This is a genomic window from Brachyspira sp. SAP_772 (assembly GCF_009755885.1).
Taxonomy (GTDB): Bacteria; Spirochaetota; Brachyspiria; order Brachyspirales; family Brachyspiraceae; genus Brachyspira.
In genome coordinates this window covers 655234-679535 of record NZ_VYIX01000002.1, presented here as the reverse complement: position 1 = coordinate 679535, position 24302 = coordinate 655234, and the positions used below count along the sequence as shown (strand labels likewise).

General features: G+C 28.4%; 22 protein-coding genes and 1 tRNA gene. 18 read left to right on the top strand and 5 right to left on the bottom strand.

Features of this window, described 5'->3' with window-relative positions; all coding sequences use genetic code 11:
* Nucleotides 1-13: 13 nt before the first annotated feature.
* Nucleotides 14-598 (bottom strand): OmpA family protein, encoded by a 585-nt coding sequence (locus GQX97_RS08165; protein ID WP_157151451.1) that lies wholly within the window; start codon nt 596-598, stop codon nt 14-16.
* Between the two features lie 145 nt (nt 599-743).
* Here GQX97_RS08165 and GQX97_RS08160 point away from each other — a divergent pair.
* Nucleotides 744-818, top strand: a tRNA-Gly gene (locus GQX97_RS08160).
* 18 nt (nt 819-836) lie between these two features.
* Here GQX97_RS08160 and GQX97_RS08155 read toward each other — a convergent pair.
* Nucleotides 837-1823 (bottom strand): radical SAM protein, encoded by a 987-nt coding sequence (locus GQX97_RS08155; protein ID WP_157151450.1) that lies wholly within the window; start codon nt 1821-1823, stop codon nt 837-839.
* A complete protein-coding gene (gene murB / locus GQX97_RS08150; RefSeq protein ID WP_157151449.1) occupies nt 1810-2712 on the bottom strand; it encodes a UDP-N-acetylmuramate dehydrogenase in 903 nt (300 codons plus the stop codon). Before murB ends, GQX97_RS08155 begins: the two co-directional genes overlap by 14 nt.
* Before the next feature lie 532 nt (nt 2713-3244).
* Between murB and GQX97_RS08145 the strand changes: the two genes are divergently transcribed.
* From GQX97_RS08145 to map, 6 genes are all read left to right on the top strand, one after another.
* Complete coding sequence (locus tag GQX97_RS08145) at nt 3245-4333, top strand: NAD(P)-dependent alcohol dehydrogenase (protein ID WP_157151448.1); 1089 nt, start codon at nt 3245-3247, stop codon at nt 4331-4333.
* Between the two features lie 149 nt (nt 4334-4482).
* Nucleotides 4483-5304: a histidinol-phosphatase HisJ family protein gene (locus tag GQX97_RS08140; protein WP_157151447.1), complete on the top strand. Its 822-nt coding sequence runs from the start codon at nt 4483-4485 to the stop codon at nt 5302-5304.
* Between the two features lie 127 nt (nt 5305-5431).
* The gene (locus GQX97_RS08135; RefSeq protein ID WP_157151446.1) at nt 5432-7408 is read left to right on the top strand and encodes a hypothetical protein; all 1977 of its coding nucleotides are present in this window, start codon (nt 5432-5434) and stop codon (nt 7406-7408) included.
* 15 nt (nt 7409-7423) lie between these two features.
* A complete protein-coding gene (locus GQX97_RS08130; protein WP_157151445.1) occupies nt 7424-10027 on the top strand; it encodes an AAA family ATPase in 2604 nt (867 codons plus the stop codon).
* A 39-nt stretch (nt 10028-10066) separates the two neighbouring features.
* Nucleotides 10067-10333 carry a hypothetical protein gene (locus GQX97_RS08125; protein ID WP_157151444.1) on the top strand — a complete coding sequence of 89 codons (267 nt, stop codon included), beginning with the start codon at nt 10067-10069 and terminating at the stop codon, nt 10331-10333.
* Between the two features lie 17 nt (nt 10334-10350).
* Nucleotides 10351-11148: a type I methionyl aminopeptidase gene (gene map, locus GQX97_RS08120; RefSeq protein ID WP_157151443.1), complete on the top strand. Its 798-nt coding sequence runs from the start codon at nt 10351-10353 to the stop codon at nt 11146-11148.
* Between the two features lie 214 nt (nt 11149-11362).
* Here map and GQX97_RS08115 read toward each other — a convergent pair whose 3' ends face one another.
* On the bottom strand, nt 11363-12247 hold the full coding sequence (locus GQX97_RS08115; RefSeq protein ID WP_157151442.1) for an MBL fold metallo-hydrolase: 885 nt from the start codon (nt 12245-12247) through the stop codon (nt 11363-11365).
* Between the two features lie 157 nt (nt 12248-12404).
* On the opposite strand from GQX97_RS08115, the gene GQX97_RS08110 reads away from it, so the two are divergent.
* The 11 genes from GQX97_RS08110 to infB all read left to right on the top strand — a co-directional run bounded on the left by GQX97_RS08110 (nt 12405) and on the right by infB (nt 23511).
* Entirely contained in the window at nt 12405-13265 is an 861-nt protein-coding gene (locus tag GQX97_RS08110) for a DMT family transporter (protein ID WP_157151441.1), read from the top strand.
* Nucleotides 13266-13284: 19 nt separating this feature from the next.
* Nucleotides 13285-13746, top strand: coding sequence for a YbaK/EbsC family protein (locus GQX97_RS08105; RefSeq protein WP_157151440.1), 462 nt, complete (start codon nt 13285-13287; stop codon nt 13744-13746).
* Nucleotides 13747-13846: 100 nt separating this feature from the next.
* On the top strand, nt 13847-14278 hold the full coding sequence (locus GQX97_RS08100; RefSeq protein WP_157151439.1) for a PepSY-like domain-containing protein: 432 nt from the start codon (nt 13847-13849) through the stop codon (nt 14276-14278).
* A gap of 285 nt (nt 14279-14563) precedes the next feature.
* Nucleotides 14564-15889: a flagellar hook protein FlgE gene (gene flgE / locus GQX97_RS08095; protein WP_157151438.1), complete on the top strand. Its 1326-nt coding sequence runs from the start codon at nt 14564-14566 to the stop codon at nt 15887-15889.
* Between the two features lie 63 nt (nt 15890-15952).
* Complete coding sequence (locus GQX97_RS08090; RefSeq protein ID WP_157151437.1) at nt 15953-16177, top strand: flagellar FlbD family protein; 225 nt, start codon at nt 15953-15955, stop codon at nt 16175-16177.
* Between the two features lie 43 nt (nt 16178-16220).
* A complete protein-coding gene (locus GQX97_RS08085) occupies nt 16221-17012 on the top strand; it encodes a motility protein A (protein ID WP_157151436.1) in 792 nt (263 codons plus the stop codon).
* An 18-nt stretch (nt 17013-17030) separates the two neighbouring features.
* Nucleotides 17031-17831, top strand: coding sequence for an OmpA family protein (locus GQX97_RS08080; RefSeq protein WP_157151435.1), 801 nt, complete (start codon nt 17031-17033; stop codon nt 17829-17831).
* A gap of 11 nt (nt 17832-17842) precedes the next feature.
* Complete coding sequence (locus GQX97_RS08075) at nt 17843-18715, top strand: class I SAM-dependent methyltransferase (protein WP_157151434.1); 873 nt, start codon at nt 17843-17845, stop codon at nt 18713-18715.
* Between the two features lie 94 nt (nt 18716-18809).
* Entirely contained in the window at nt 18810-20303 is a 1494-nt protein-coding gene (locus tag GQX97_RS08070) for a hypothetical protein (protein WP_157151433.1), read from the top strand.
* Between the two features lie 88 nt (nt 20304-20391).
* Entirely contained in the window at nt 20392-21114 is a 723-nt protein-coding gene (locus GQX97_RS08065) for a SurA N-terminal domain-containing protein (RefSeq protein WP_157151432.1), read from the top strand.
* Nucleotides 21115-21192: 78 nt separating this feature from the next.
* On the top strand, nt 21193-23511 hold the full coding sequence (gene infB, locus GQX97_RS08060; RefSeq protein WP_157151759.1) for a translation initiation factor IF-2: 2319 nt from the start codon (nt 21193-21195) through the stop codon (nt 23509-23511).
* Here the strand turns inward: infB and GQX97_RS08055 are convergent.
* On the bottom strand, nt 23508-24302 hold the full coding sequence (locus GQX97_RS08055) for a hypothetical protein (RefSeq protein WP_157151431.1): 795 nt from the start codon (nt 24300-24302) through the stop codon (nt 23508-23510). The two genes, infB and GQX97_RS08055, sit on opposite strands and share 4 nt — an antisense overlap.

The window sequence follows — 24302 nt, the reverse complement described above, 5'->3', positions numbered from 1 at the left end:
AAAACCTTAGATATTAATTTTCTTTATTAACATCGACAGTTTTTGCAAAGTCATTATACTTTTTTAAATCCGCTTCATTCATTATTACTATAAATTCAGTTCTTCTATTAGCTTCTAAAGTAGGATATTCTGGAAGAGCCTCACCAAAAGCATTTTTAAGAAGTCTGTTATTTTTAGTGCCTAATTTTATTAAATAATTGTAACTAGTATCAGATCTTCTTACAGACAAATTGTAGTTATAAGGAGCTCTACCTTCTTTACTAGAATTACCTTCTACCATAATTCTTATTTCAGGATTATTGTTTAATATAGTATAAACTAAATTATAAGCTTGTTTATACTCTCCTATTTCTACAGCTTTGTCGAATTGGAATTTTACTTCATAAATTCCTGTCTGCTTACCAACATCACTTTTAGCTTTAGGGTCATAAAGCTCTAATACCTTTCCTCTAGGAGTTTCTCTCACCCTAACACCATCTGGAAGATTTAATTGAGTATTAAAACCAGATGTTGTTTCTGGAGTAGTCGCCTTAGGTGTACTAGAACAAGCAACTACTGTAGTTAAAATAAATGATAGAATTAATATTATTTTTTTCATTTTTTCCCCAATTATTTAAAATTATTCTTAAACAGTAAAACCATATTACAATAAATAAGTAAAATTCTTGGTAAAATATTAGTAATAATAATATAAAATAGCTTGCTTTTTTTTATTTGTATGTTATAATAAATAAACTTTAATCGCGGGCGTCGTATAATGGTTATTACCTTAGACTTCCAATCTAAAGATGACGGTTCGATTCCGTTCGCCCGCTCCATTTTTTATTTATTTCTTTTTATTCAAACGGCTTGTCTTTTCTAAAATCTGGTAAATAATTTTCACTGCTTTCCATCTCTTGTCCTAATATATTTTCAAAACCCAAATCTAATGCAAAGTTTAATACTTCATTATATTCTTTAACATATAGTTTTCTGTTAATATTATCATAATCTTTTGCCATAAACTCTGGACTATACTGAGACATTAAGGAAATATAGCTATTTAAAAATCCTCTCTCTTTTAATTCTATTAATATATCATAAGAATCTGATTCATTATTTGGTAAAATTAAATGCCTTATTATTATACCACTTTTGGCAATATCATTATCATCTACAATTAAATCCCCAACCTGATTTTTCATTATAGTTATAGCATTAATTGCAACATCAAAATAATTCTCAGCCCTAGAATATTTTATAGCCTTCTCATTATTAAAATATTTTAAATCTGGCAAATAAATATCAACTATCCCATTCAAACAATCTAATAATTCATTAGTATCATAACCATTTGTATTGTAAACTATAGGCAAGTTTAAGCCATTTAGTAATGCAATTTTTAAAGCCTTTAATACAGGATAAATTACATGCGTTGCACTTACAAGATTAATATTATTAGCACCCTCTCTCTCTAAATCTAAAAAATAAGATGACAATGTATCTAAGTCTATAATCTCCCCCATGCCTTCAGAGCTTATTTGATGATTCTGACAAAAAACGCAAGATAAATTGCAATTAGAAAAAAACACAGTTCCGCTTCCAGTGTTTCCGACAAGCATAGGCTCTTCACCAAAATGCAAAGTATGAGAAGCTACTTTTATATGATTAGTGTCTTCAAAAATCTTACATCTTCCTATTTTGTTATTGTTTCTGTTTATTCTGCATAAATGTCCGCAGCATATACAGCTGTCATAAAGTGCCTTAGCTTTTTCTATAGCACTATCAATATAATATAAATGCTTTTCATTATAATTATTAAAATCTTTATCAAAAAACTTCATTTTCATCATTTCCTATGATACGCACTTCAGCATTCAACTTTATAGCTGTTTTAGTATACACTTCCTCTCTTACCTTTTTCATTAATTCAAAAATATCTCTTCCCGTAGCATTATTATAATTAACAATAAAATTAGCATGATAAGGCGAAACAATAGCTCCCCCTACCCTAGTGTTTCTCATATTAAGTGAATCTATCACTTTACCAGCTATCATATTAGTTTCATAATCATTCAAAAAAGTGCTTCCTGCAGATGGATATTTATATTGATTCTTTTTTTTTCTGTCTCTTATATATTTATTCATATCTTTTTTAATTATCTTTTTTAAGCCTTTATTTAGTTTTAGCCTCACATCTATTATAATATATTTCTTATCTTGGAATATACTTTTTTTATAACCATAATTACATTCATCTGCCTTTATATGCATATATTCAATATTGTCATCTATAATGCCCACACTATCTACAAACTCTGATATAGAATGTTCATAACAACGGGCATTCATGTACGCTGCTCCCCCAATACTTCCCGGAAGCCCATACAAAAACTCTATACCTGTAAAACTATTTCTATAAGCATACTTTACAACATCCATAACATTAGCCCCAGAATAAGCTAAAATATTATTACTAGTCTGCTCTATTCTTGTAAAAAATCCAGTGTGTATTATAGGAACTTCTATTATTTTATCCAAAAAAAGTACATTGCTCCCGCCGCCTAAAATAATATATCTTTTATCAGCATCATTTAAATATTTAATTAAATCTATAAAGCCATTAATAGTTTCAGGCATATAAAAATGAAGTGCTTTAGCATTTACTCTAAAAGTATTATATTTTTTTAATGAACAATTTTGTTTATATAGAACACCGTTAATTTTATGCATATAATTATCCTAAAAAATTACTAAAAATAATATACTTGAATAAAGCCAAATTGTCAAAATATTTTCAAATTTATATAGTTAAACATCTATATTTTCTCAATTAATATATTTTTGTAAAATTGTTATCAACTTTTCCCGCCTTCGCACCCATACCTAAAGGTACTCCTTTCAGTCGCAGGCACTTCCTTCGGTCGCTGTGCGGACTTCGTCAAAAGTTGCAAAAAGTGCAAATATTTTAACTCCATGTACTAGAATATGTATTAAAATAATACCATAAACTTAGATTAAAAATGCAGTTCTTTTGCTTCTTTTATACCAATACCACAGGCACTTACTTCGGTCGTAAAAGAAATGGGGTGCTACCCTAAGGGCACGCTTCGCAGGGGGCAAAGCCCTGCAAATAATTAAAACAAAAATCAATTTTTACAAACTTAAAAATTTTAAAGTATAAAAATATTGACATTAGAGTGCACTTCAATGTTATAATAAATACCATAATAAAACATATTTAATAATGAGGAGTGATATATATATGTTATTAGAAAAGAACTTAGAAGAAGCTAATTCTGGAAAAAGAATAAATGCTAAAGGATACGCAGTTCATAGCAAAACTGATACATTTAAGCCTTTTGAGTTTTCAAGGCACTCTATGGGAGACAATGATATTTTAATAGAGATAATGTATGCAGGAATATGTCATAGTGATATACACTCTGCAAGAAGTGAGTGGCATGAGGGAATATATCCAATGGTGCCGGGTCATGAAATTGCTGGAAAGGTTGTAGCTGTTGGAAAGAATGTTACAAAATTTAAAGTTGGTGATTATGCAGGTGTGGGCTGTATGGTAAACTCTTGCGGAGAATGTGAGGCTTGCAAAAGAAGTCATGAACAATTTTGCGAAAGAGGTCTTACTGTACTTACTTATGACTGTAAAGATCATTTTCACAATGATGAGCCTACTTACGGCGGATATTCAAACAATATAGTGGTAAGTGAAAAGTTTGCTATCACAGTGCCAAAAGATGCACCAATGGAAAAAGTTGCTCCGCTTTTATGTGCTGGAATTACAACTTATTCACCTCTTAAATTTTCTGGTGTTAAAAAAGGCGATGTAGTAGGTGTTGCTGGTTTCGGCGGACTTGGCTCTATGGCTGTAAAATATGCTGTTAATATGGGAGCTGATGTTTATGTATTTGCTCGTAACGACAAAAAGAAAAAAGAAGCTTTAGAGATGGGAGCAAAAGATTTATTTACTTCTACAAAAGATGTTACTATTCGTTTTGATTTAATAATATCAACCATTCCTACAGGATATGATGTTAATAATTATGTTGACTTATTAAAATACGGCGGAGAAATGGCTATTGTAGGACTTCCTCCTGCCGAATTAAAACAAAGCATAGATTTAGCAAGATTAATATTCTCTGGAGGTAAAAAAGTTTATGGCTCTATGATTGGCGGTATTAAAGAAACTCAAGAAATGCTTGACTTTTCTCTTAAACACAAAATATACCCAGAAACAGAAATTATTGCTGCTAATCAAATAGATGAGGCTTATCAAAAACTTACAAGCGGACAAGCTAAATTTAGATATGTAATAGACATGAAAACATTACAATAATTTATATTTATAATTTTATTAGGTATTGGTATTTTATGTACTAATACCTAATTTTTATTTTAATAGTTAATTATTAAAAAAATCATAAAAATATATACAATAAAAATTATTTACATATATAATTATATATAAAAATAGGAATTATTAATATGTTTGCCGACTATCATGTACATACAGATTTTAGTGATGATTCTAATTATCCATTAGAAGAAGTTATAAAAGATGCCATAAAACTAAATATAGATGATATTTGCATAACTGACCATGTAGACTATGGCATAAAAAAAGATTGGGAAGAAATTGAAATAAAAGATAAAAGCACAATTACAAATGTTAATTATCCCAAATATATAGAAGATATTAACAAAATGAAAGAAAAATACTCAAAACAAATTAATATAAAAACAGGTCTTGAATGTGGAATACAAACTCATACTATTAATAAATATGAAGCTCTTTTAAAAAAATATGATTTTGATTTTATTATACTTTCTGTTCATCAAGTAAATGATAAAGAATTCTGGACACAGGATTTTCAAAGAGATAAAACTCAAAAAGAATATAATAAAGCATATTATAAAGAGATTCTTGAAGTTGTAAAAAAATTCAAAAATTATTCTGTGTTAGGGCATTTAGATTTAATCATAAGATATGATAAAAAAGGAATCTACCCATTTGAAAAAGTAAAACCTATTATAGAAGATATATTAAAAATAGTGATAGAAGATGGCAAAGGAATAGAGTTTAATACTTCTTACACTAGATACGGCTTAAAAGATACAACTCCTTCTATAGATATATTAAAACTATATCATAAATTGGGCGGCAATATTATAACCATAGGAAGCGACAGCCATCAGCCTAGTCATTTAGGTTTTCATATAAATGAAGCAAAAGAAATTCTAAAAGATATAGGATTTAAACAGTTTTGCACTTATAATAATATGATCCCAGAGTTCCATAATTTATAAAAATACAATAAAACATATAAAAATACCAAATATTCTTTTGAAATAAAGTTTTCAAGTAAAAAACTCTTTATCCGATAAAATATAATAATAAAGATATAGCTATAGTAGTATAATAAGGGTTAGAGTTATGAATAATGATAAAAAGCAAAAAATTATTAAAACAATTCTTAGTTTGATGATATCATTTTTAATGATTTTTATAGTTGCTATGTTTGCAAGAGTAGCAAGTAATACAGTATTACCTCAAAATAGTAAAGTATCTGTATTAATTAATGATTATTTAGATATGATGATGGAAATGATGGATAAATTTGCCACAAATTTAAAAATAAAAAGAAATACAGTTTCAGAATATCAAGTAAATTTAATAACTCAATCTATATCAGATTATGTAGGGTATAGTATGTATCAAACGTCTGATATATTAAAAGACTATAACCCATATAAAAATTATTCTAAAGCAGAATTAGAAAAATATAAAAATGATTATTATAAAATGACTTTAGAAAACCCTTATTTAAGAAGCATGACCGTTTTTTCTATAGATGGTAAAATGAGACTCAATCTATATTCGGCTAATAATAAATCTTGGCCTATAGAATTGCAAGATAATCTATTAAAAGAAATAAAAAATAAAGGCTCTCTGGTATTAAATGCTGAAAATGAAAATGCATTCTATATAATGGAATATATTAAAAATAAACATGGAGAAATTATTGTTACTACAAGAAATGATTATTCTTATGTTTCTGATATAGCTATGTATTATCAAGTAGCAGATAAAAGACTTTATATAAGCGATTCTAGAGATTTGGTTTACAATGTAAGAGAATCTGTTGGAGAGAAATCTATAGAAAAAGTATCTAGTGTTATTAATAGATTTGCTTACTATAAAAAACAGCCTAGTTTTATAGTTAATGATTCTTTATCTGTATCTATGATAGGAAAAGAGTATCCTAATTATTTTGAATTGATAGTATTAGCTGCTACTGCTTTACTTATATTATTATTCCAATTAATATTAACTGGAATAATTAATTTCTTTAAATATTTAATGCAAATTAAAACTAATAGAGATTTTTTAGAGAGTGTGAAGGGTGAAAATGAGTTATTTATAGATGAAAGTTTAGTAAAGGCAGATATACCTAAATCTACTACAATAGATGATATGCCTCCAATAATAGAAAAACTTCATTATAAAATACCAGAAAAATACTTTGATGATAATAAAAAAGAAGAAGAAAAAGAAAATAAATTTAGTATTGCAAAAGATATATCAAGTATTGTAAACATGATAAAGTTTAATAAATATGATCCTGATAAAAATGAAGAGATAAATAATAATAATACAGCAATAGAAAAAATAGAAGAAACAGCAGAAACAAAAGATAATAATATAGAAGAAGCTAATCTTGATAATATTTATTCATTAAGCTATATAGAAAATGAAGTTGATAAAGAATTAGAAAATGATAAAAAAGAAGATGTAATAGAATTTGTAGAAGAAGAAAACATAAAAGAAGATGATGAAATATTAGAATATAATAATACATTAGAAGATATTGAAAAAACACAAGAGCATAATGACTATAATAGCGAATATAATAATGATGAATATAATGAAGAATATGAGTACAAAATAGAAAATATTCAAGATGATATAGATTTATATAAAGATGAAGAGATAATCATTCAAGAAGCTGAAGAAGAATACAACAATTATCAAGAAACAGAAAATAATGAATATTATTCTTTAAATGATGAATATTCTAATGCTGAAGATATAAGAGATAGAAAAATTATTAAAAGCGACTTGCCATTATCATATAATAATTACAGTAATGAAAATACTTTTAATTCAGAAATAAAAGAAACAAGTGAAGCAAAAGATATAGATAAAACAGAAGAAGTAAAAGAAGAAAATAATAATATTAATATGGATATATATAATTCATATAACAATATAGAAAATAATAATGAGGAAAAAATAAAAAATATAGACACTAAAAGAACAGAAGATGTATTTGCTGCTTTTGATAAGATGTTATCTTCAATAATAAGTAAAGCAGAAGAAGATGCAAGAAAAAGTATAACTAAAAAATAATATAGGTGGTTTTTTATGTTTGATAGACATAATAATATTTCTATTTTTGTATATATAGCTATTTTGCTTAATGCTATAATTATTGCTCTATTTATTACTTTTGTATTTGGATTAAAAAAAGATGCTTTTGATATAGATACTAAAAAACTTGATAGAACATCTTTAATATGTCAAAATAGTATATTAAGCCTAATAAATGATTATGATAATAGATTAGATAAAATAATAGAAAGTTATAATTTTCCTTCACTACTTCAAAATGTGGTATTAAACGGAATGAATGAAGATGAAAAAAACAGAATTATATCTATTTTCAGAAGCGGCAATTATGCTTTTGATACTGTAGGGCTTTATTTTTCTGATGGGCAGGCAGTATTCTCTTCTCCAGACAATAGAAAAAGCATAAATCTTAATGCATTAAAAGCAAATGATAAAAAGGCTTATTTCGATCAAGATTTTGATGGGGTTTATTTTGTTAAACCTATAAAAAATGATAAAGGTTTAGAGGTTGGCTATATTGTAGCAAGTGTGTTTAAAAAGATTTTTGAAAACACTTCGTATAATTTAAACTTCCTACTTATACCAAATGGTGTAATATATTATAACCCTTCTATAAATATTAATAGTATTTCAAGAGATGCATTATATCAATATATGAATAATCCCGGTTTAATAAATATAGGTGCTTATTCATATATATTACATTCAAGCAATGTTAAAGACATATATAATTTTAATGTTGGAATATTAGAACTTGATGTACCTATTATACAAAGATATTTAAAATATATTTTGCTTATTATACTTTCTTCTTCATTAATATTTTTAATATCAAGCGTATTATATGAAAGAAAAAAATTACAAGCACAAAATGTTACTGATATAGAAGATGACGTTATATATTCAGATAATGATAATATTGTAGAAGATGATGAATATAATAATTTTGATGATGATAATAATCTTGATGATTTTAATTATGATTTAGATACATTAAATGAAGATATAGAATATTTAAATAGAATAGAATCAAAAAATAAGAAACATATTGATAAGAATAGTAAATTAGAATTACCTGATTTAGATGAAATAGAAAATAATATAAGTAAAGAAAATTCACTAGATATTGAAGATTTGGAAGATATAGGGAACAGTATTGACGATGAGGTTATTAAAATAGACAATGTTGATGAGGTGGAAAACAACACTGACGAGCATTTAAATATTGATAATATTGATGACTTAGAAAATATAGAAGATAGTATTGATGACGATGAAGCTATTAAGATAGACAATGTTGATGAGGTAGAAGATAATACAGATGAGCATTTAAATATAGATAATATTGATGACTTAGAAAATATAGAAGATAGTATTGATGATGAGGCTATTAAGATAGACAATGTTGATGATGTAGAAGATAACACTGATGAGCATTTGAATATTGAAAATATTGAAGATTTAGAAAACATAGAAGATAGTATTGATGACGATGAGGCTATTAAAATAGATAATGTTGATGATGTAGAAGATAACACTGATGAACATTTGAATATAGATAATATAGAAGATTTAGAAAATATAGAAGATAATATTGATGATGAGGCTATTAAAATAGACAATATTGATGATGTAGAAAATAATGCAGATGAGCATATAATTGAAGATTTAGAAGATATAGAAGACAATATTAAAGAAAATGAAACTATAAATAATCTTGATGAAGATTTAGAAGAAGAGTATAATTCAATACCAAATATAGATAATTTGGATAATAACATAAATACTGTATCTGAAGAAGATAAAGAATTGGATTATGTACCTACATTAGATAATGTACTAGAAGAGAATGAAGAATATGATGATAAAGATATTATAAGAGGGATAGATGATATTATTTCTGATGATGAGGAGGATATTTTGATAAGTCACGGTTCTATAATTGATGATGAAATTAGTAAAAAGGAAGATGATTATTTCTCTTCTTTAGATTCTTTTAATCTTGCTCTTAATAAAGATTTTCTATTTGATGATGATAAAAACGAATTTGATAAATCACATGATTATGATAGTGATGAAGTAATAAGAAAAGCAAGCGAAGATGATGTATTTGATACAGAAGATTTAATAGATAGCGAATTATACGACCCTGAAGAGAAAAGACCTGCTATGCCTGAAGATTATAAAGATGCTGAAGAGAAAGTAAGAGATAATATGACTTCAAATTGGAAAAATATTCTTAAAGCAATTAGAGGTGAGAAGTTTGTAAATAAAAATTTATATGAAATGCTAGATTGGATAAAAGAAAAATCTGGGCTTAATATATTACATTCTGCTATGCTTACTAAAGATGAAAATGGTATATACAAAATAGTAGATTCCAAAAACCTTACAGAAGATACTAAAAATAAACTAGAAATAGATGAAAATGAAGCTTTATTTAAAAAGATATTATCATCTAGAAAAACATTATATGTATCAGATCCTTTCTCATCATTATCTTTAAAAATTAAATTTGATGAGAAGGACAGAGAAAATATTTCTCATATGATATTTATACCTATACAAGATGAAGAAGCTCAATTAAAATCTTTCTTTATAGGGCTTTCTTCAAATTGATATTAATATATATATCAAAAATAAATAATAGAGGTAAAGATGGAATATTTGATAGTAGTAGCTGCTTATATATTAATAGGAATAGTGATAAGCTTAATTTTTTATAATGTTTTGCATATAAAAGTATTCGGCGGTTGGGTTATGATGTTTATAATAGCTACTATTGGAGCTTTGCTTGGTTCATATTATTTGCCAAGATTAACTGAGATAGTGAGTTATTTTAACATAAATCTATCATCTGCAATTTTAGGTGCCATTATTTTAGTTATACTGCTAAGAATATTCACACCTAAATCATTAAAATAAAGTAAGGCTGTAAAATAATGTTTATTAAAAGCAATACAACAGATATTGTAAAGCCTTCTATCAAAGATGAGAAAGCCATAGAAAATATTAGAAAAGCAGCTAAAATAGCACAAGAAGCTATAGACTTAGCATTTAAACATTCTCTATCAGGAACAAGAGCTTCAAAAATAGATAAAGATGTTGAGAAGTTTATAAAATCTAAAGGGGCATATCCTGCTAATTTGGAAGTACCTGAATATGGTTATTCTACTAGCATATCTATAGGAAACGAAATAGCACATGGAAGACCAACCAATAGAAAGATATTAGTGCAAGGCGATATTATATGCATAGATATAGRAGTTAAATATAATAACTACTATGCAGACTGTGCTAGAACTATGGTTGTAAAAGGCAATCAATTAAACTCAAGCAACAAAAAAGCATATAAATTAATTAAAGCCTGCAAAGAATCACTAGAATATGCTATATATAAATTAAGACCAAATATACTTTTAAGCACCTATGGAAGAGAGGTTGAAAAAAAAGTAAATGAATATGGTTATAGTATAATAAAATCTCTCACAGGGCATGGTGTTGGATATGAATATCATGAGGCTCCGTATATATTTAATTTTTATCATCCGCATAATGATGTAAAACTAGAAGAGAATATGGTTTTGGCTTTAGAATTAATGATAACCGAAGGCTCTGATAAATACGTAATAGAAAATGACGGTTGGACAATATCTACAGCAGACTACTCTTTTGCTGCTCACTTTGAACATACTGTTTTAATTAAGAAACATGGTGTTGAGATATTAGGAATAGATTAATTCATAGTAACTCTGATTTAAAAGTTTTTATACATAAATAATTATTATTTTATTATATGATTTTATTCAATTTTTTCTTGCCTTCGCACCCACAGGCACTTCCTTCGGTCGCTGTGCGGACTTCGTCAAAGTTTTCGCCCTTCTGGCACGCTTCGCGAAAGTGCAAGTGTTTTAGCTTTGTATATCTAGAATATGTATTAAAATAATATAATACTTAAATGATAATATAAGAACCCTCTTTGGCAAAAGCTAATTGCAAATCTATGCCTTCTTTTCTTAAAAAAGCTAAAAGTTTATTGTAAATCAATTTTATTTGTGCATCGGTTCTGTCTTGATTATGATGGTGAATAATAACATAAGGTACTTCAGCATCAAGCCCAACTTGTATGGCATCATTTAAAGTAGAATGCCCCCATCCAACATGCCCATTAAGATATTCGCTTTTTGTATACTCCCCTTCTATAATTAAAACATTAGCACCTCTTACATAATCTATAAGCCTTGCATGAAGCAAATTAGCATTATTATTATAATGGTCTAATGACGGATGCTGTATATGAAGACGTTTTTTATAAGGTTCATGGTCTGTAAGATACACTACAGTTTTATCATTAGAAGTTATTTTATAGGATAAAGTATAGCAAGGGTGATTTACCCATAAAGCTTCTACCATCATATTTCCATAATTTATTTTTTTACCTTCATAGAAAGGTTCAAATTTAATAGAAGCCCCAAACTGCTCAAGATTTATAGGGAAATAATCTTTAGCTAATATATTATTAATTGTTTCATACATCTCTTCATGATTATCTTTAGGGCCGTATATTGTAAAGCTATATTTATTAGAATAAAATGGTGCAAAGAAAGGTATGCCTATTATATGATCCCAATGGAAATGAGTTAATAAAATGATGCTTTCTTTTTTTTCACTTTTAAGAGCATAATATCCAAGATTTTTTATTCCGCTTCCAGCATCGAGGATAATATAATTGCCTTCATCGTCAATAACTTGTAAGCAAGACGTGTTGCCGCCGTATTCACTAAAACTAGTACCGGGGGTTGGTATAGAGCCTCTGCTTCCTAAAAATCTAACTTTCAAATTATACTCTTAAACAAATTTTTATATATAAATCATACACTATAAAGTAAAAAAATCAATCTAATAATAATACAATTTATAGTATTTTAATTATTGAAAAATAGAAAAAAAATATTATAATTTTGGGAAAATAAATTAATATATAATTGTTACAGTAATGGGAAAAAGTATATTTTTACTTATTGGAGTAACAGCATTATCAATGTCAGCAATATTTGTAAAACTTGCTAATGCCCCCGCTTCAATAACAGCCTTCTATAGATTATTATTTTCATTTGTAATAATTTTGCCTATATTTTTAATAAAAAACTTAGAAGAGTTTAAAAAAATAAGCAAAAAAGATTTTTTATTATCATTAATATCAGGCATATCATTAGCGGCACACTACTCATTATGGTTTCAATCTCTAAAATACACATCCGTTGCAAGCTCTACTGTAATAGTAACACTTCAGCCTTTATTTTCTATAATAGCAGGTTATTTTATTTTTAAAGAGAGATATACCAAACTAGCAATACTTGGATTTATTATAGCAATAGTAGGTTCAGTAATAATAGGCTGGGGAGATTTTCAGGTAAGTGCAAATGCATTATTTGGAGACATTTTAGCTTTTATAGCTGCTGGGCTTATGAGTGCCAACTTTGTATTGGGTGAATATGTACGAAAGAGAATATCTGCCATAACATACACATCTATAACTTATTTTGCAGCATCAGTATTTTTGTTTTTTGTAGTAATATTAACAAATACACCTCTCATTGGATATCCTTCATATACTTGGTTAAATATACTAGGTTTAGCTTTAATTTCTACAATGCTTGGACATGTTATATTTATGTGGCTTTTAAAATGGTTCTCTGCTAGTGTTGTATCTATGACTATATTGGGAGAGGCTGTTGGGGCTTGTATATTAGGATATTTTATATTAAAAGAGAGTATTAGCATTAATCAACTTATAGGAATAATAGTAATTTTATTTGGTATAGGATTATTTTTAAAAGAACATAAACAAAATTAAATATAAATGGAGAATATTTATGATTAGTGATAAAGTATTAAAAGTTTTAAATGAGCTTGGCATAGAGCATAAAGAATTTGAAGAAAGTGGTGCTACAAAGACTGTTGAAGATGCTGCTAAGTCTTTAAATATAGAAAAAGGACAGGTTGCTAAATCTATATTATTAAAACCGGTAAAAAAAGATTTTTTTATGCTAATAGCATCTGGAGATAAAAAAATATCATCAAAAAAGACTAAAGAATACTTTGGCTGTAAAACCAATTTTGCAAGTGCAGAGGATACTTTTAATTTAACAGGCTTTACTTTTGGAGGGGTATGCCCATTTGGAATAGATGAAAGAATTACAGTATTAGTTGATAAAAGCATGAAGAGATTTGATGATTTATATATAGCTTGCGGAAGCGATAGTTCTCTTGCTAAAATGAGTTATGATGAAATAATAAATAAAATTTCAAATATAGAAGTAGATTTAACAGAATAAAATTATAAAATATGTTGACATAAATCTAATTTTTGTTTATATTAATTTTATAAATGTAATTTGCTACTAAACATAGTAGTAAATTATAGAGGAGTTTAATATGATAAAGAAAATATTATCTTCACTAATAGTATTATCAATTTTTTCTACATCAATTCTATTTGCTGATATGATAGTTCCTGCTTCAGCATTGCCAAATCAGGCAGTAACATTTATCAAGAAAATATATCCTAGTGCTCAAATATGGAAAGTAGAAAGAGATGGCAGAAAATTTGATGTTGAGTTATCGAATGGTGCTAGTATAGATTTCTTAACAAATGGTGACTGGGTGAATATAGACGGAGATTATAATGGGGTACCTTTTAGTGTATTGCCTCAAGCTGTTGCTAATACAGTAAAAAAGACATATCCTCAAGCTATGATGGTAAGCGTAGAAAAAGAATGGGGTAATTACAAAATAAAACTCAATAATATGATGGAAATGTTTATATCATCTAATGGACAATTAATGGGACAGCAATTTGATGATTAATTATATAAAAGGTTTATGAAAAAGTATTATTTTTAAGAGATGCTGCGAAAGGCAGCGTCTCTTTTTTATGTATCTCAATGTTTAAAAAAATCTAACAATAATTTAAAAGTCATTAATAAATATTTTCTAATTTTATCAAAAAACAATAAGTATTAATTTCATAATATTAAAACTAAATGTATATAAAAAAATATTAAGCAAATTTTAATTATACCGAAAATAATTATAAGAATATAACAAATTAATTAAATATAAAAAAATTACTTTTATGGAGGAATTCGCCTTATGATGCGTTCATTATTTGCAGGTGTATCTGGATTACAGAATCACCAAACTAGAATGGATGTTGTTGGTAATAACATATCCAATGTAAATACATACGGTTTTAAAAAAGGTAGAGTAACTTTCAAGGATATGATAAGCCAATCTTTGAGCGGAGCTGCTAAACCGCAGGAAGATAGAGGCGGTATCAATCCTCAACAGGTTGGTCTTGGTATGCAGGTAGCTACTATAGATACAATACACACACAAGGAGCTTTACAAGTTACAGGTGTAAATACAGATTTAGCTATTCAAGGAGAAGGTTTCTTTATTGAAAAGAGAGGAAATAACTCTTATTATACAAGAAATGGTGCTTTTTCTTTAGATAAAGATGGTTATTTAGTTAATCCTTCTAATGGTTATAAGGTACAAGGTTGGAATGCGGTACTTAATCCAGAAACAGGAATGATGGAATTAAACACAGCTGCTGGCGTAGAAGATTTAATTATACCAGTAGGTTCAAAAGATCCCGCACGTGCTACACAAAACACTAAGTTCTTTTGTAACCTACAAAAAAATAGCGATACTCACCAAGCAGATTTAACTATTTATGATTCTACAGGAATACCTCGTCAATTAAGAGCAACATTCAACAGAACAGATGTTAACAGATGGGATATGGTAATAGAAGTGCCAGAAGCAACAGAGGGAAGCGTAAGTGTTTCAGCAGGCGATCCTGTTGAAGGCGGCGGAAACAATACTTTCCAATTAGTATTTAATGATGCTGGTTCATTAATTTCTGTAAGCGATGGTACTAACACTCAAACTGAAGGCGTATTAATGCCTAATGTATCTTTCACATATACAGGTACAGACGGAGAAGTAAATCAAACTATTAACCTTACTTTAGGAGAGGTTGGTTTATTTAATGGTATCACACAATTTGAATCACCTTCTACAACTAAAGCTATAGAGCAAGACGGTTATACTATGGGTATGCTTGAAGGCTTCAGCTTTGATGACAGCGGTCAAATTACTGGAGTATTTACAAATGGTAACAGAAAAACTTTAGGACAGGTTGCTTTAGCTAAGTTTAATAATGCAGGCGGTTTGGAAAAAGCAGGAGATACTTTATTTGTAGAGAGCAATAACTCTGGTGCTGCTAATATTGGTGTTGCTGCTGCTGAAGGAAGAGGTTCTATTAAAGCTGGTACTTTAGAGATGTCTAACGTTGATTTGAGTGAACAGTTTACAGATATGATAGTTACTCAAAGAGGTTTCCAAGCTAATGCTAGAACTATAACTACAGCTGATCAACTACTTCAAGAGGTTATAGCACTTAAAAGATAAATAAAAATATTAGACTTTTTGTTTTTTTTTAGTATAATATAATGGTTAGGAGTTTCTTAATTTATGATATATGTAACTAGATTTGACGGAAGCGTTTTATATATTAATCCACATCAAATAGAGTTTATGGAGGAAACTCCTGATTTGGTAATTACTATGCTATCTGGAAGAAAAGTAGTAACTAAAGATAGTTTTGAAACTGTATTAAATAGAATAGTGGAATATAGAACTAGAATAGTAAATGAAAATTCTACTAAAAAACCTTCTTTCTATGGTAATGAAGATTAGAAAGAAAATAAAAAAATAAATAAAATATTAGAGAGTAAAAAATATGGATATTATAGTACCTTTAGGTTTTTTATTAGTTATAGGTATCAATTTATTTGGTATAATTTCAGGTGGTGGTAATGTTGGGCACATGGTGGACATTGCTTCTGCAGTTGTAACAGGACTAGGAGGAACTACTTCTCTTTTCGTTGCAAATGACATAGGAACTATATTGGGTGTACCTAGAGCTATTAAAGTTCTTTTGAATAAACCTAACTATGATGAAGCACAAATAATTATTACTTTAATAAGTTTCTCTGAAAAGGCAAGAAGAGAAGGTTTGCTTGTACTTGAAGACGATATACAAGAAGTAGCAGATCCTTTTCTTAAAAAAGGTATGCAGCTTGTAGTAGATGGAACCGACCCAGAACTAGTAAAAAACATTTTGAATACAGAAATAGATAACGTAGAAGCAAGGCACGATACAGTAAGAAAGGTATTTGAAGATGCTGCTTCATTATATCCTGCTTGGGGTATGATTGGTACATTAATCGGACTTGTAATAATGCTTAGAAGCTTAGGAGGCGGTGGCGGTGTTGAAGCCATCGGTTCTGGTATGGCGGTAGCACTTATTACTACTTACTATGGTTCGGTTATAGCTAACGGTTTTGCTTTGCCTATAGCTGGCAGACTTGCTGCAAGACATGCTTCTGAGGCTATTGTACAGAGTATTATGCTTGAGGGTATATTATCTATACAAGCTGGTGATAACCCTAGAATTGTTAAAGATAAATTAGTATCTTTCTTACCTCCTCCTCAACGTCAAAAAGTTAATGAGCAGGTTGGAGACAGATAAATAATTTAAGGATATATAATGGCTACTATTAAATTTGGTAAAAAAGCTAAAAAAGCTGGTGATAAAGCACAGGTACCGGGTCCTTCTGCTCCATTATGGCTTCAAACATATGGAGACTTCGTTACTTTGGTACTTACTTTCTTCGTATTACTGCTTTCTACTATGTCTGAATCTATTAGTGATTCTACTATGCAGCTTCTTGCTACTGCTTTTCAGGGCTCTTTCGGTAATTTATCTGGAGGAGTTACCTTATCGCAGAGTAAATTAGTTGCTGGTGGTGCTAATGTAGACGCTTTACCTGCTATGGATAGAGGTTATTCTATGGGCAGAAGTGTAGATAAAGCTGTATCTGTATTAGAATCAGAAATAAAAAACAACAAAGTAAGAGTATCTGAAGATGAAAGAGGATTTGTTATCACATTAGGAGCAGACCAATATTTTGAATCAGCTTCCACAAACATAGTAAACACTCAAAACAACACAGAAACTTTTATAAAAATAGCTTCAGTGCTTAGCACATTACCAAATGATATAAGAATAGAAGGTCATACAGACTCAGGTGCAATATTAGAAGGAAGTGCTACTGAACAAAAGTTTGGAAACAACTGGGGACTTTCTACTGCAAGGGCTATTGTTGTATTAGAAAAAATATTTGAAAGCGACCAAACAGGAAAGTTGGATATAAATAAATATTCTGTTGCGGGTTATGCCGACACTAGACCTGTGGCTTCTAATGATTTACCAGATGGAAGAGCTTTAAATAGAAGAGTTGATATAGTTGTTGTTCGTAATGATGTAACTTACTATAATCAAAAATAATAAATAATTGTATGATTGTAGCGAGAGATTGGAAAGACTATAAAATTTTAGATGCTGGAAATGGCGAAAAATTTGAGAATATAGGAGGTTTTTTAGTATCGCGTCCTGATTCTCAAATTATTTGGCAAAAGCAATTAAATAAATGGAATAATTTAGATGCTATATATCATCGCTCTGATAAGGGCGGAGGTTATTGGCAGTATATCAACAGTCCAAAAGAAAACTTTATCATCAAATACAAAGACTTATCATTCAAAATTGAGTTTACAAATTTTAAACATATTGGACTTTTTCCTGAGCAGGCTGTTAATTGGCAATTTATAATAGACAAAATTAAAGAAAAAAAATCTTCTACTCATAAAAATAAAGAAATAAAAGCTCTAAACTTATTTGCATACACAGGAGGTGCTACTGTTGCTTGTGCTTATGCTGATTGTGATGAAATAGTGCATGTTGATGCTTCAAAAAAAATTGTTGGGCATGCAAAAACTAATATTGAAATTAATAATTTTCAAAATAAAAAAGTAAGATTTATTATAGAAGATGTTATAAAATTTGTTTTAAGGGAAGTGAGAAGAGAGAGAAAATACGATGTCATTATAATGGATCCTCCAGTATATGGAAGAGGTCCTAATGGAGAGCTTTGGCAAATAGAGACAAGTTTAACAAGATTAGTAGAAGAATGTGTTAAACTATTATCAAGCTCCCCTATTCTATTTTTAATTAACTGCTATACTGCAAGTTTTTCTCATATATCTCTTAAAAACATTTTACAAACTCAAATTAAAAATAATGGTTCTTTTGAAAGCGGAGAGATAGCTCTTCCTATAGAAAACAGCGATTTAATACTGCCATCAGGAATATATGCAAGGTTTTTTACATAAAAATTATAGTACAATTACTATTGCTTTTTTTTGTTTATGAGTTAAAGTTTTAAATGGGTTTGAGATATATATTAATAATTTTTAAGGAAACAATGTGAACACAATAGAAGATTATACCCCATCAACATCAAAATATGAGTTATACACTCATTTAAGCGAACAAATAGTATCTGGAAAAATAAGAACATTCTCAGAAATATTTACTTATGCTAGTAATGTTAATTTTGAAAAAATCAATGACCATAATAATATTTTAAAAGGATTATTCAAACTTATAAGAAAGATTTATTGGGGATTTTTTAATAATTTAGATAAAGAAACATATCCAAAGTTGTGGGATCAATTTGTTATAGAAAATCATAAATATAATTTTGCTGGAGATTTAAAACTTAATTTAACTATAGCTGATATTTATATAGCAATGCTTGATATTCATGGATATACTAAGTTTTGTGAAGAGAATAAAAACAATCTTTCTAAAATGCATGCTTTAGATGATTTGTTGCAAAACAAAATAGGCGAACTTACAAAATTTTATAATGTTATATCACATAGAAAACAAGGCGATGAAATAGTAATGATGTGCCCATCTGCAACCGATGCTTTAAGTGCTACTATGGCTATTATTGGAGCTTTAAGTAAAAAAAGAATATTAACAGAATGCCCTGATATAGATACATCAATATTTCCAGAATTTAAAGTAAGTGCTGGTATAGCTGGCGGAATGAGCAACAATTCTCTTATAATCACAGAAGATGGAGATTTATCTGGCTTTCTAATTAATAATGCAGCAAGAATGCAAGCAAGGGCAAATATGCTATCTCCGAAAGAAACTAAAATAATTGTTACAAAAAATTTGCAGTTTAACTTTCTTAAAGAAAATAGTAAAACAAAAAGTGAAATATTTGAAAAAAATATTATATCTTTCTATGATAATGGTATGATATCTTTTAAAGGAACTGAAATTCCTATAGTAGAAGCAATATTTAACCCTAATGAAAAATATAAAGAAGCTTTCTTTAATGAAATGGAAGAACTTGTAAAAAGTATAAAAGGCAATTTGTGGAAACAGAGATTATTTACAAGCATATTAGATTTAATTTCAAAAGCTGCCAGCTCTATGCCTAAATTCCAAATAAATAAAAGAGTTAATGAATATATATCTGCTTATGATAATAAAACTATATGCGACTTATGCAATAATGCAAATGGCTCCTACGTAGTAAAAGAAAATTATAAAGAAGCAATAGATACTTTCGCACTTATAATAAAACTTCTAAAAACAATTCCAGATTTTGACCCTATGGTATTAGAATATGCAGAAAGTATATGCAATGGATACGAAAAAGTTTTACCTGTATATGATACAGTAATTAAAAAAGAAATAGAAATGAACCTAACAGAAATATTTCCTGCCAATCATATACCTATATTTCAAAATGTACAAAAAGCAAATGAAACTTATAATAAATTAATGAAATATGCCTTAGATAGCAGTGCTCTAAAAAGAAGAAAATCTATCTGGTATGGTATATTAGAAAAAGAGCTTAATAATTTAGTGATAAATATGTATTCTGGCAAGAAATAAATATTTATAAAATAGCTTGCACTAATAATATATATATGATAAACTATTGCAACTATTAAGTTGTATTGTAAATTAAGGAGTATTCTTTATGTATATTAAAAAATTATTTTTATCATTGATAATTCTATCGGCATTTTTTGTATCTTGTTCAAAAACAAATTCTTCAACCTCTTCAGATTCAATAGCATATCTTCAAGGCGGGGAAGGAGAATGGGTATTAAAAATAGATGATTTCACAATTAATCAAACTAATTTTAATAAAGATTATAAAGTATTTTTAAATTCCTTCAGAGCACAAGGAGCAAGTCCTGAACAAATAGCTATGATGGAAAGTGATAGTAGATATAAACAAAATTACGCTGAAGATTTAATAAACCAAATACTTCTACTAAAAAAAGCAGAAGCAGATAAATTCTTTGAAACAGAAGAAGCTAAATCTACAATAGATGCTACTATTAGAAACATTAAAGCTCAATATTATTATCAAAAATTAATAGAACAAGCAGCAAGCAATGTACCAAATCCAACTCCAGAACAAGCTAAAGCATTCTTTGATCAAGCAAAAGATCAATTACAATTAGCACAATATGGTATCACAGAATACAATACACAAACAGCTCCATATATAGCTGATATCTATAAAAGAGTTTATGCTGAACAAAATGTTCAAAGAGATATAATAGATTTAAAAGATAAAGCAGTAATAGAGAGAAATAATGCAGTATTAGGAGAAGCAACTATAGTTCCTCCTGCTATGCCAAATACACAAGGACAAGTAACTAATAATTTATTGCCTAGAGCAACAAATTAATAAATATAAATAAATAAAACTTGCAAGATAATATAATTTATCTTGCAAGTAATATACTATAAATAAAGAAGGAAGATGATGCCTCAAATAAATGAGAGTAATGACAAAAATCAGCAAAACTTATCACCTGATAACAAACCTAAGAAAGTAATTATTAATAAGAAATCTAATAATTCTAATACTAATGAAGAAAGCCAAGCTAGTGCTACTGTAAAAAAAGTTATAATTAAAAAGAAGAAATTCATAATACATAATAAAAGTGAAAAACAAGAAGATGTAAAAGAGGCTCCTACTCCTCAAGAACATAAAAACTTTAATAGATTTAATAACAATAAAGATAATAGAGATACTAATAAAACTTATAATAAAGAATCCAACAAAGAATTTAATAAAGATTTTAGTAAAGATAAACATCAACAACAATATAAAAACAATCAAATTGCTCCTGCACCGGTAGAAGATGTATCTTTCAAAAAAGACACCAAAAAAGACAACAAAAAAAGAGATTATGAGAAGAAAGAAAAAGAATATGATAAAAAATCTTCTCAAAAAGACTCTAAAGCAGAAGCAGCTCAAAGACAAGAAAATAAAATCTTTAATAAAATGCAAGCTAAAAAACTTCAGCAAGAACAAAGACTTGCAAGTGTTGAGAAAGAAATCAGTATAATGGAAACTATCACTGTTGGAGATTTAGCTAAAAAGATGAATTTAAGAGCTTCAGACATAATATCTAAACTTATGGGTATGGGTACTATGGCTAGAGTTAATGATATAATAGACTCTGATACAGCTACAATTATAGCAGATGATTTTGGCTGTAAGGTTAATGTTATCTCATTACAAGAAGAGGCTACTATAGAAATAAAAGAAGATAAGCCAGAAGATTTGAAACCTCGTCCTCCTGTTGTAACAATTATGGGACACGTTGACCATGGTAAAACTTCACTTCTTGATGCTATAAGACATAGTAATATTACTGCTAAAGAAAGCGGCGGTATTACACAAAATATAGGTGCTTATAAAGTAAAAATACCTAGCGGAGAGATAGCTTTTATTGATACTCCGGGACACGCTGCATTTACTATGATGAGAGCAAGGGGAGCAAAAAGTACAGATATAGTAATACTTGTTGTTGCTTCTGATGACGGTGTTATGCCTCAAACTTTGGAAGCTTTAAATCACGCTAAAGAAGCTAATGTACCTATAATAGTTGCTGTTAATAAGATGGATTTACCTAATGCTTCTATGGATAAGGTTAAGGCTGCTTTATCTGAGCATGGTCTTACTCCTGAAGAATGGGGAGGAGATACTCAATATATTGGAGTGAGTGCTTTAACTAAACAAGGCATTAATGACCTTTTAGAAGCTATTATACTTCAAGCTGAAATGCTAGAACTAAAAGCTAATCCTGATAGAGAAGCTATTGGCATAGTATTAGAAGCTTCACTTGACCAAGGAAGAGGTCCTGTTGGTACTGTATTAGTTCAAAATGGTACTTTAAAAATAGGAGACTATTTTGTTTGCGGACTTTCTGTTGGTAAAGTACGTGCAATGGTTAATGATTTAGGTCAGAGAGTTACAAAAGCTTTGCCTTCTACACCTGTTGAAGTTTTAGGTTTTGAGAAGACTCCTGAAGCTGGTGAATCTTTCAATGTTATGCTTGATGAAAAAGAAGCTAAAGCTATTGCTGACAAGAGAGTACAATTAAAACAGCAAGAGGCTTTAAAGGCTAATGTTAAAGTTACTTTAGAAAATCTTTATGAGAAAATAGCTTCAGATGCTATGAAAGAGTTTAAGGTTATAATTAAAGCTGATGTTCAGGGTAGTGCTGAGGCTTTAAGAGATGCTCTAAACAAAATACAAAGTGATAAAATACGTTTTGTTTCAATATATAGTGCATCAGGAGCTGTTACTGAGAGTGATGTAAACTTAGCTCATGCTTCTAATGCTATAATAATTGCATACAGAGTTCGTCCTTCTGGTAAGGCAAGAGAGTTAGCTGAAAAACTTGCTATCCCTATAGAGAGATATGACATTATTTATGAAGCAATAGAATCTATTCAAAATGCTATGAAGGGATCTCTTGAAAGACTTAAAAAAGAAGTGGATATTGGCACTGTTGAAGTTAGAGATGTATTCCATGTACCTAAAGTTGGCACTATAGCTGGTTGTTATGTAACTAGCGGTAAAATAGAGAGAAATGCTGGTGTTAGAGTAATGAGGGATAACGTTCTTATTTATACTAGCAAAATATCAAGCTTAAGACGTATTAAAGATGACGTTAAAGAAGTTGCTAGCGGATATGAATGCGGTGCTTCTATAGAAAACTTTAATGATGTTAAAAAAGGTGATTTATTAGAGATATTTAAAATTGAAGAAATTGCTCAAGAGCTTTAATATTTATTATGGAATACCAAATGACTAAATACACTTTTTATAGGTATTATCAATTTTGAATGTGTTTTATTATTATCATTATATATTTTTAAATACTTTGTTGGTTCAAGTCCAACATTATATAATCTAAGGTCACACAAAGCCAAACCGAAACCCGCACTTTCAGTATTATCTAATTGCTCTAAGAAAAAACTCTCTACCATATCATTGTTGTAATATTCCTTGAAAGTTAATCTCTTACTGTCTATTCTTGTTCTTCCCAACATAATAAGTGGAGAATCATTTACAACATCAAACTCTATATTGTTTTTGGTAATATGAATAAGTAATTTTATAATAAATTTTTTCTTAGTATTTTCATTTAATAATAAAATATCATTATAAAAATTATCAATATCTATTTCTTTATTAGAGGATATAAATTTATTTTCATTCTTTAAAATACTTTTTAACTTATCCCTGCTTTCATCATCCCTAAATATATCAGAATATTTTTTCATTATTTCAGCATTATTATAATATTCATCTAAAGAATAATTAGGATACATCTTATTAAGTACTTTTAAACTAATTAAATGTAAATACCTAGCCTTAATAGCATTACTAATAAGCTCCATTAATATATAAATAACATCTTCATAATATTTTTCAACTTTGTATTTATTTAATATTTTATTTACTAATAAGTCTATTTTATCTTTTGTAATTGAATTAATAAAAAGAATATTAAACTCTATATCGGTTTTTTTTATATATTCTTCTATATTATTAAAAAAATCATCATTTATCAT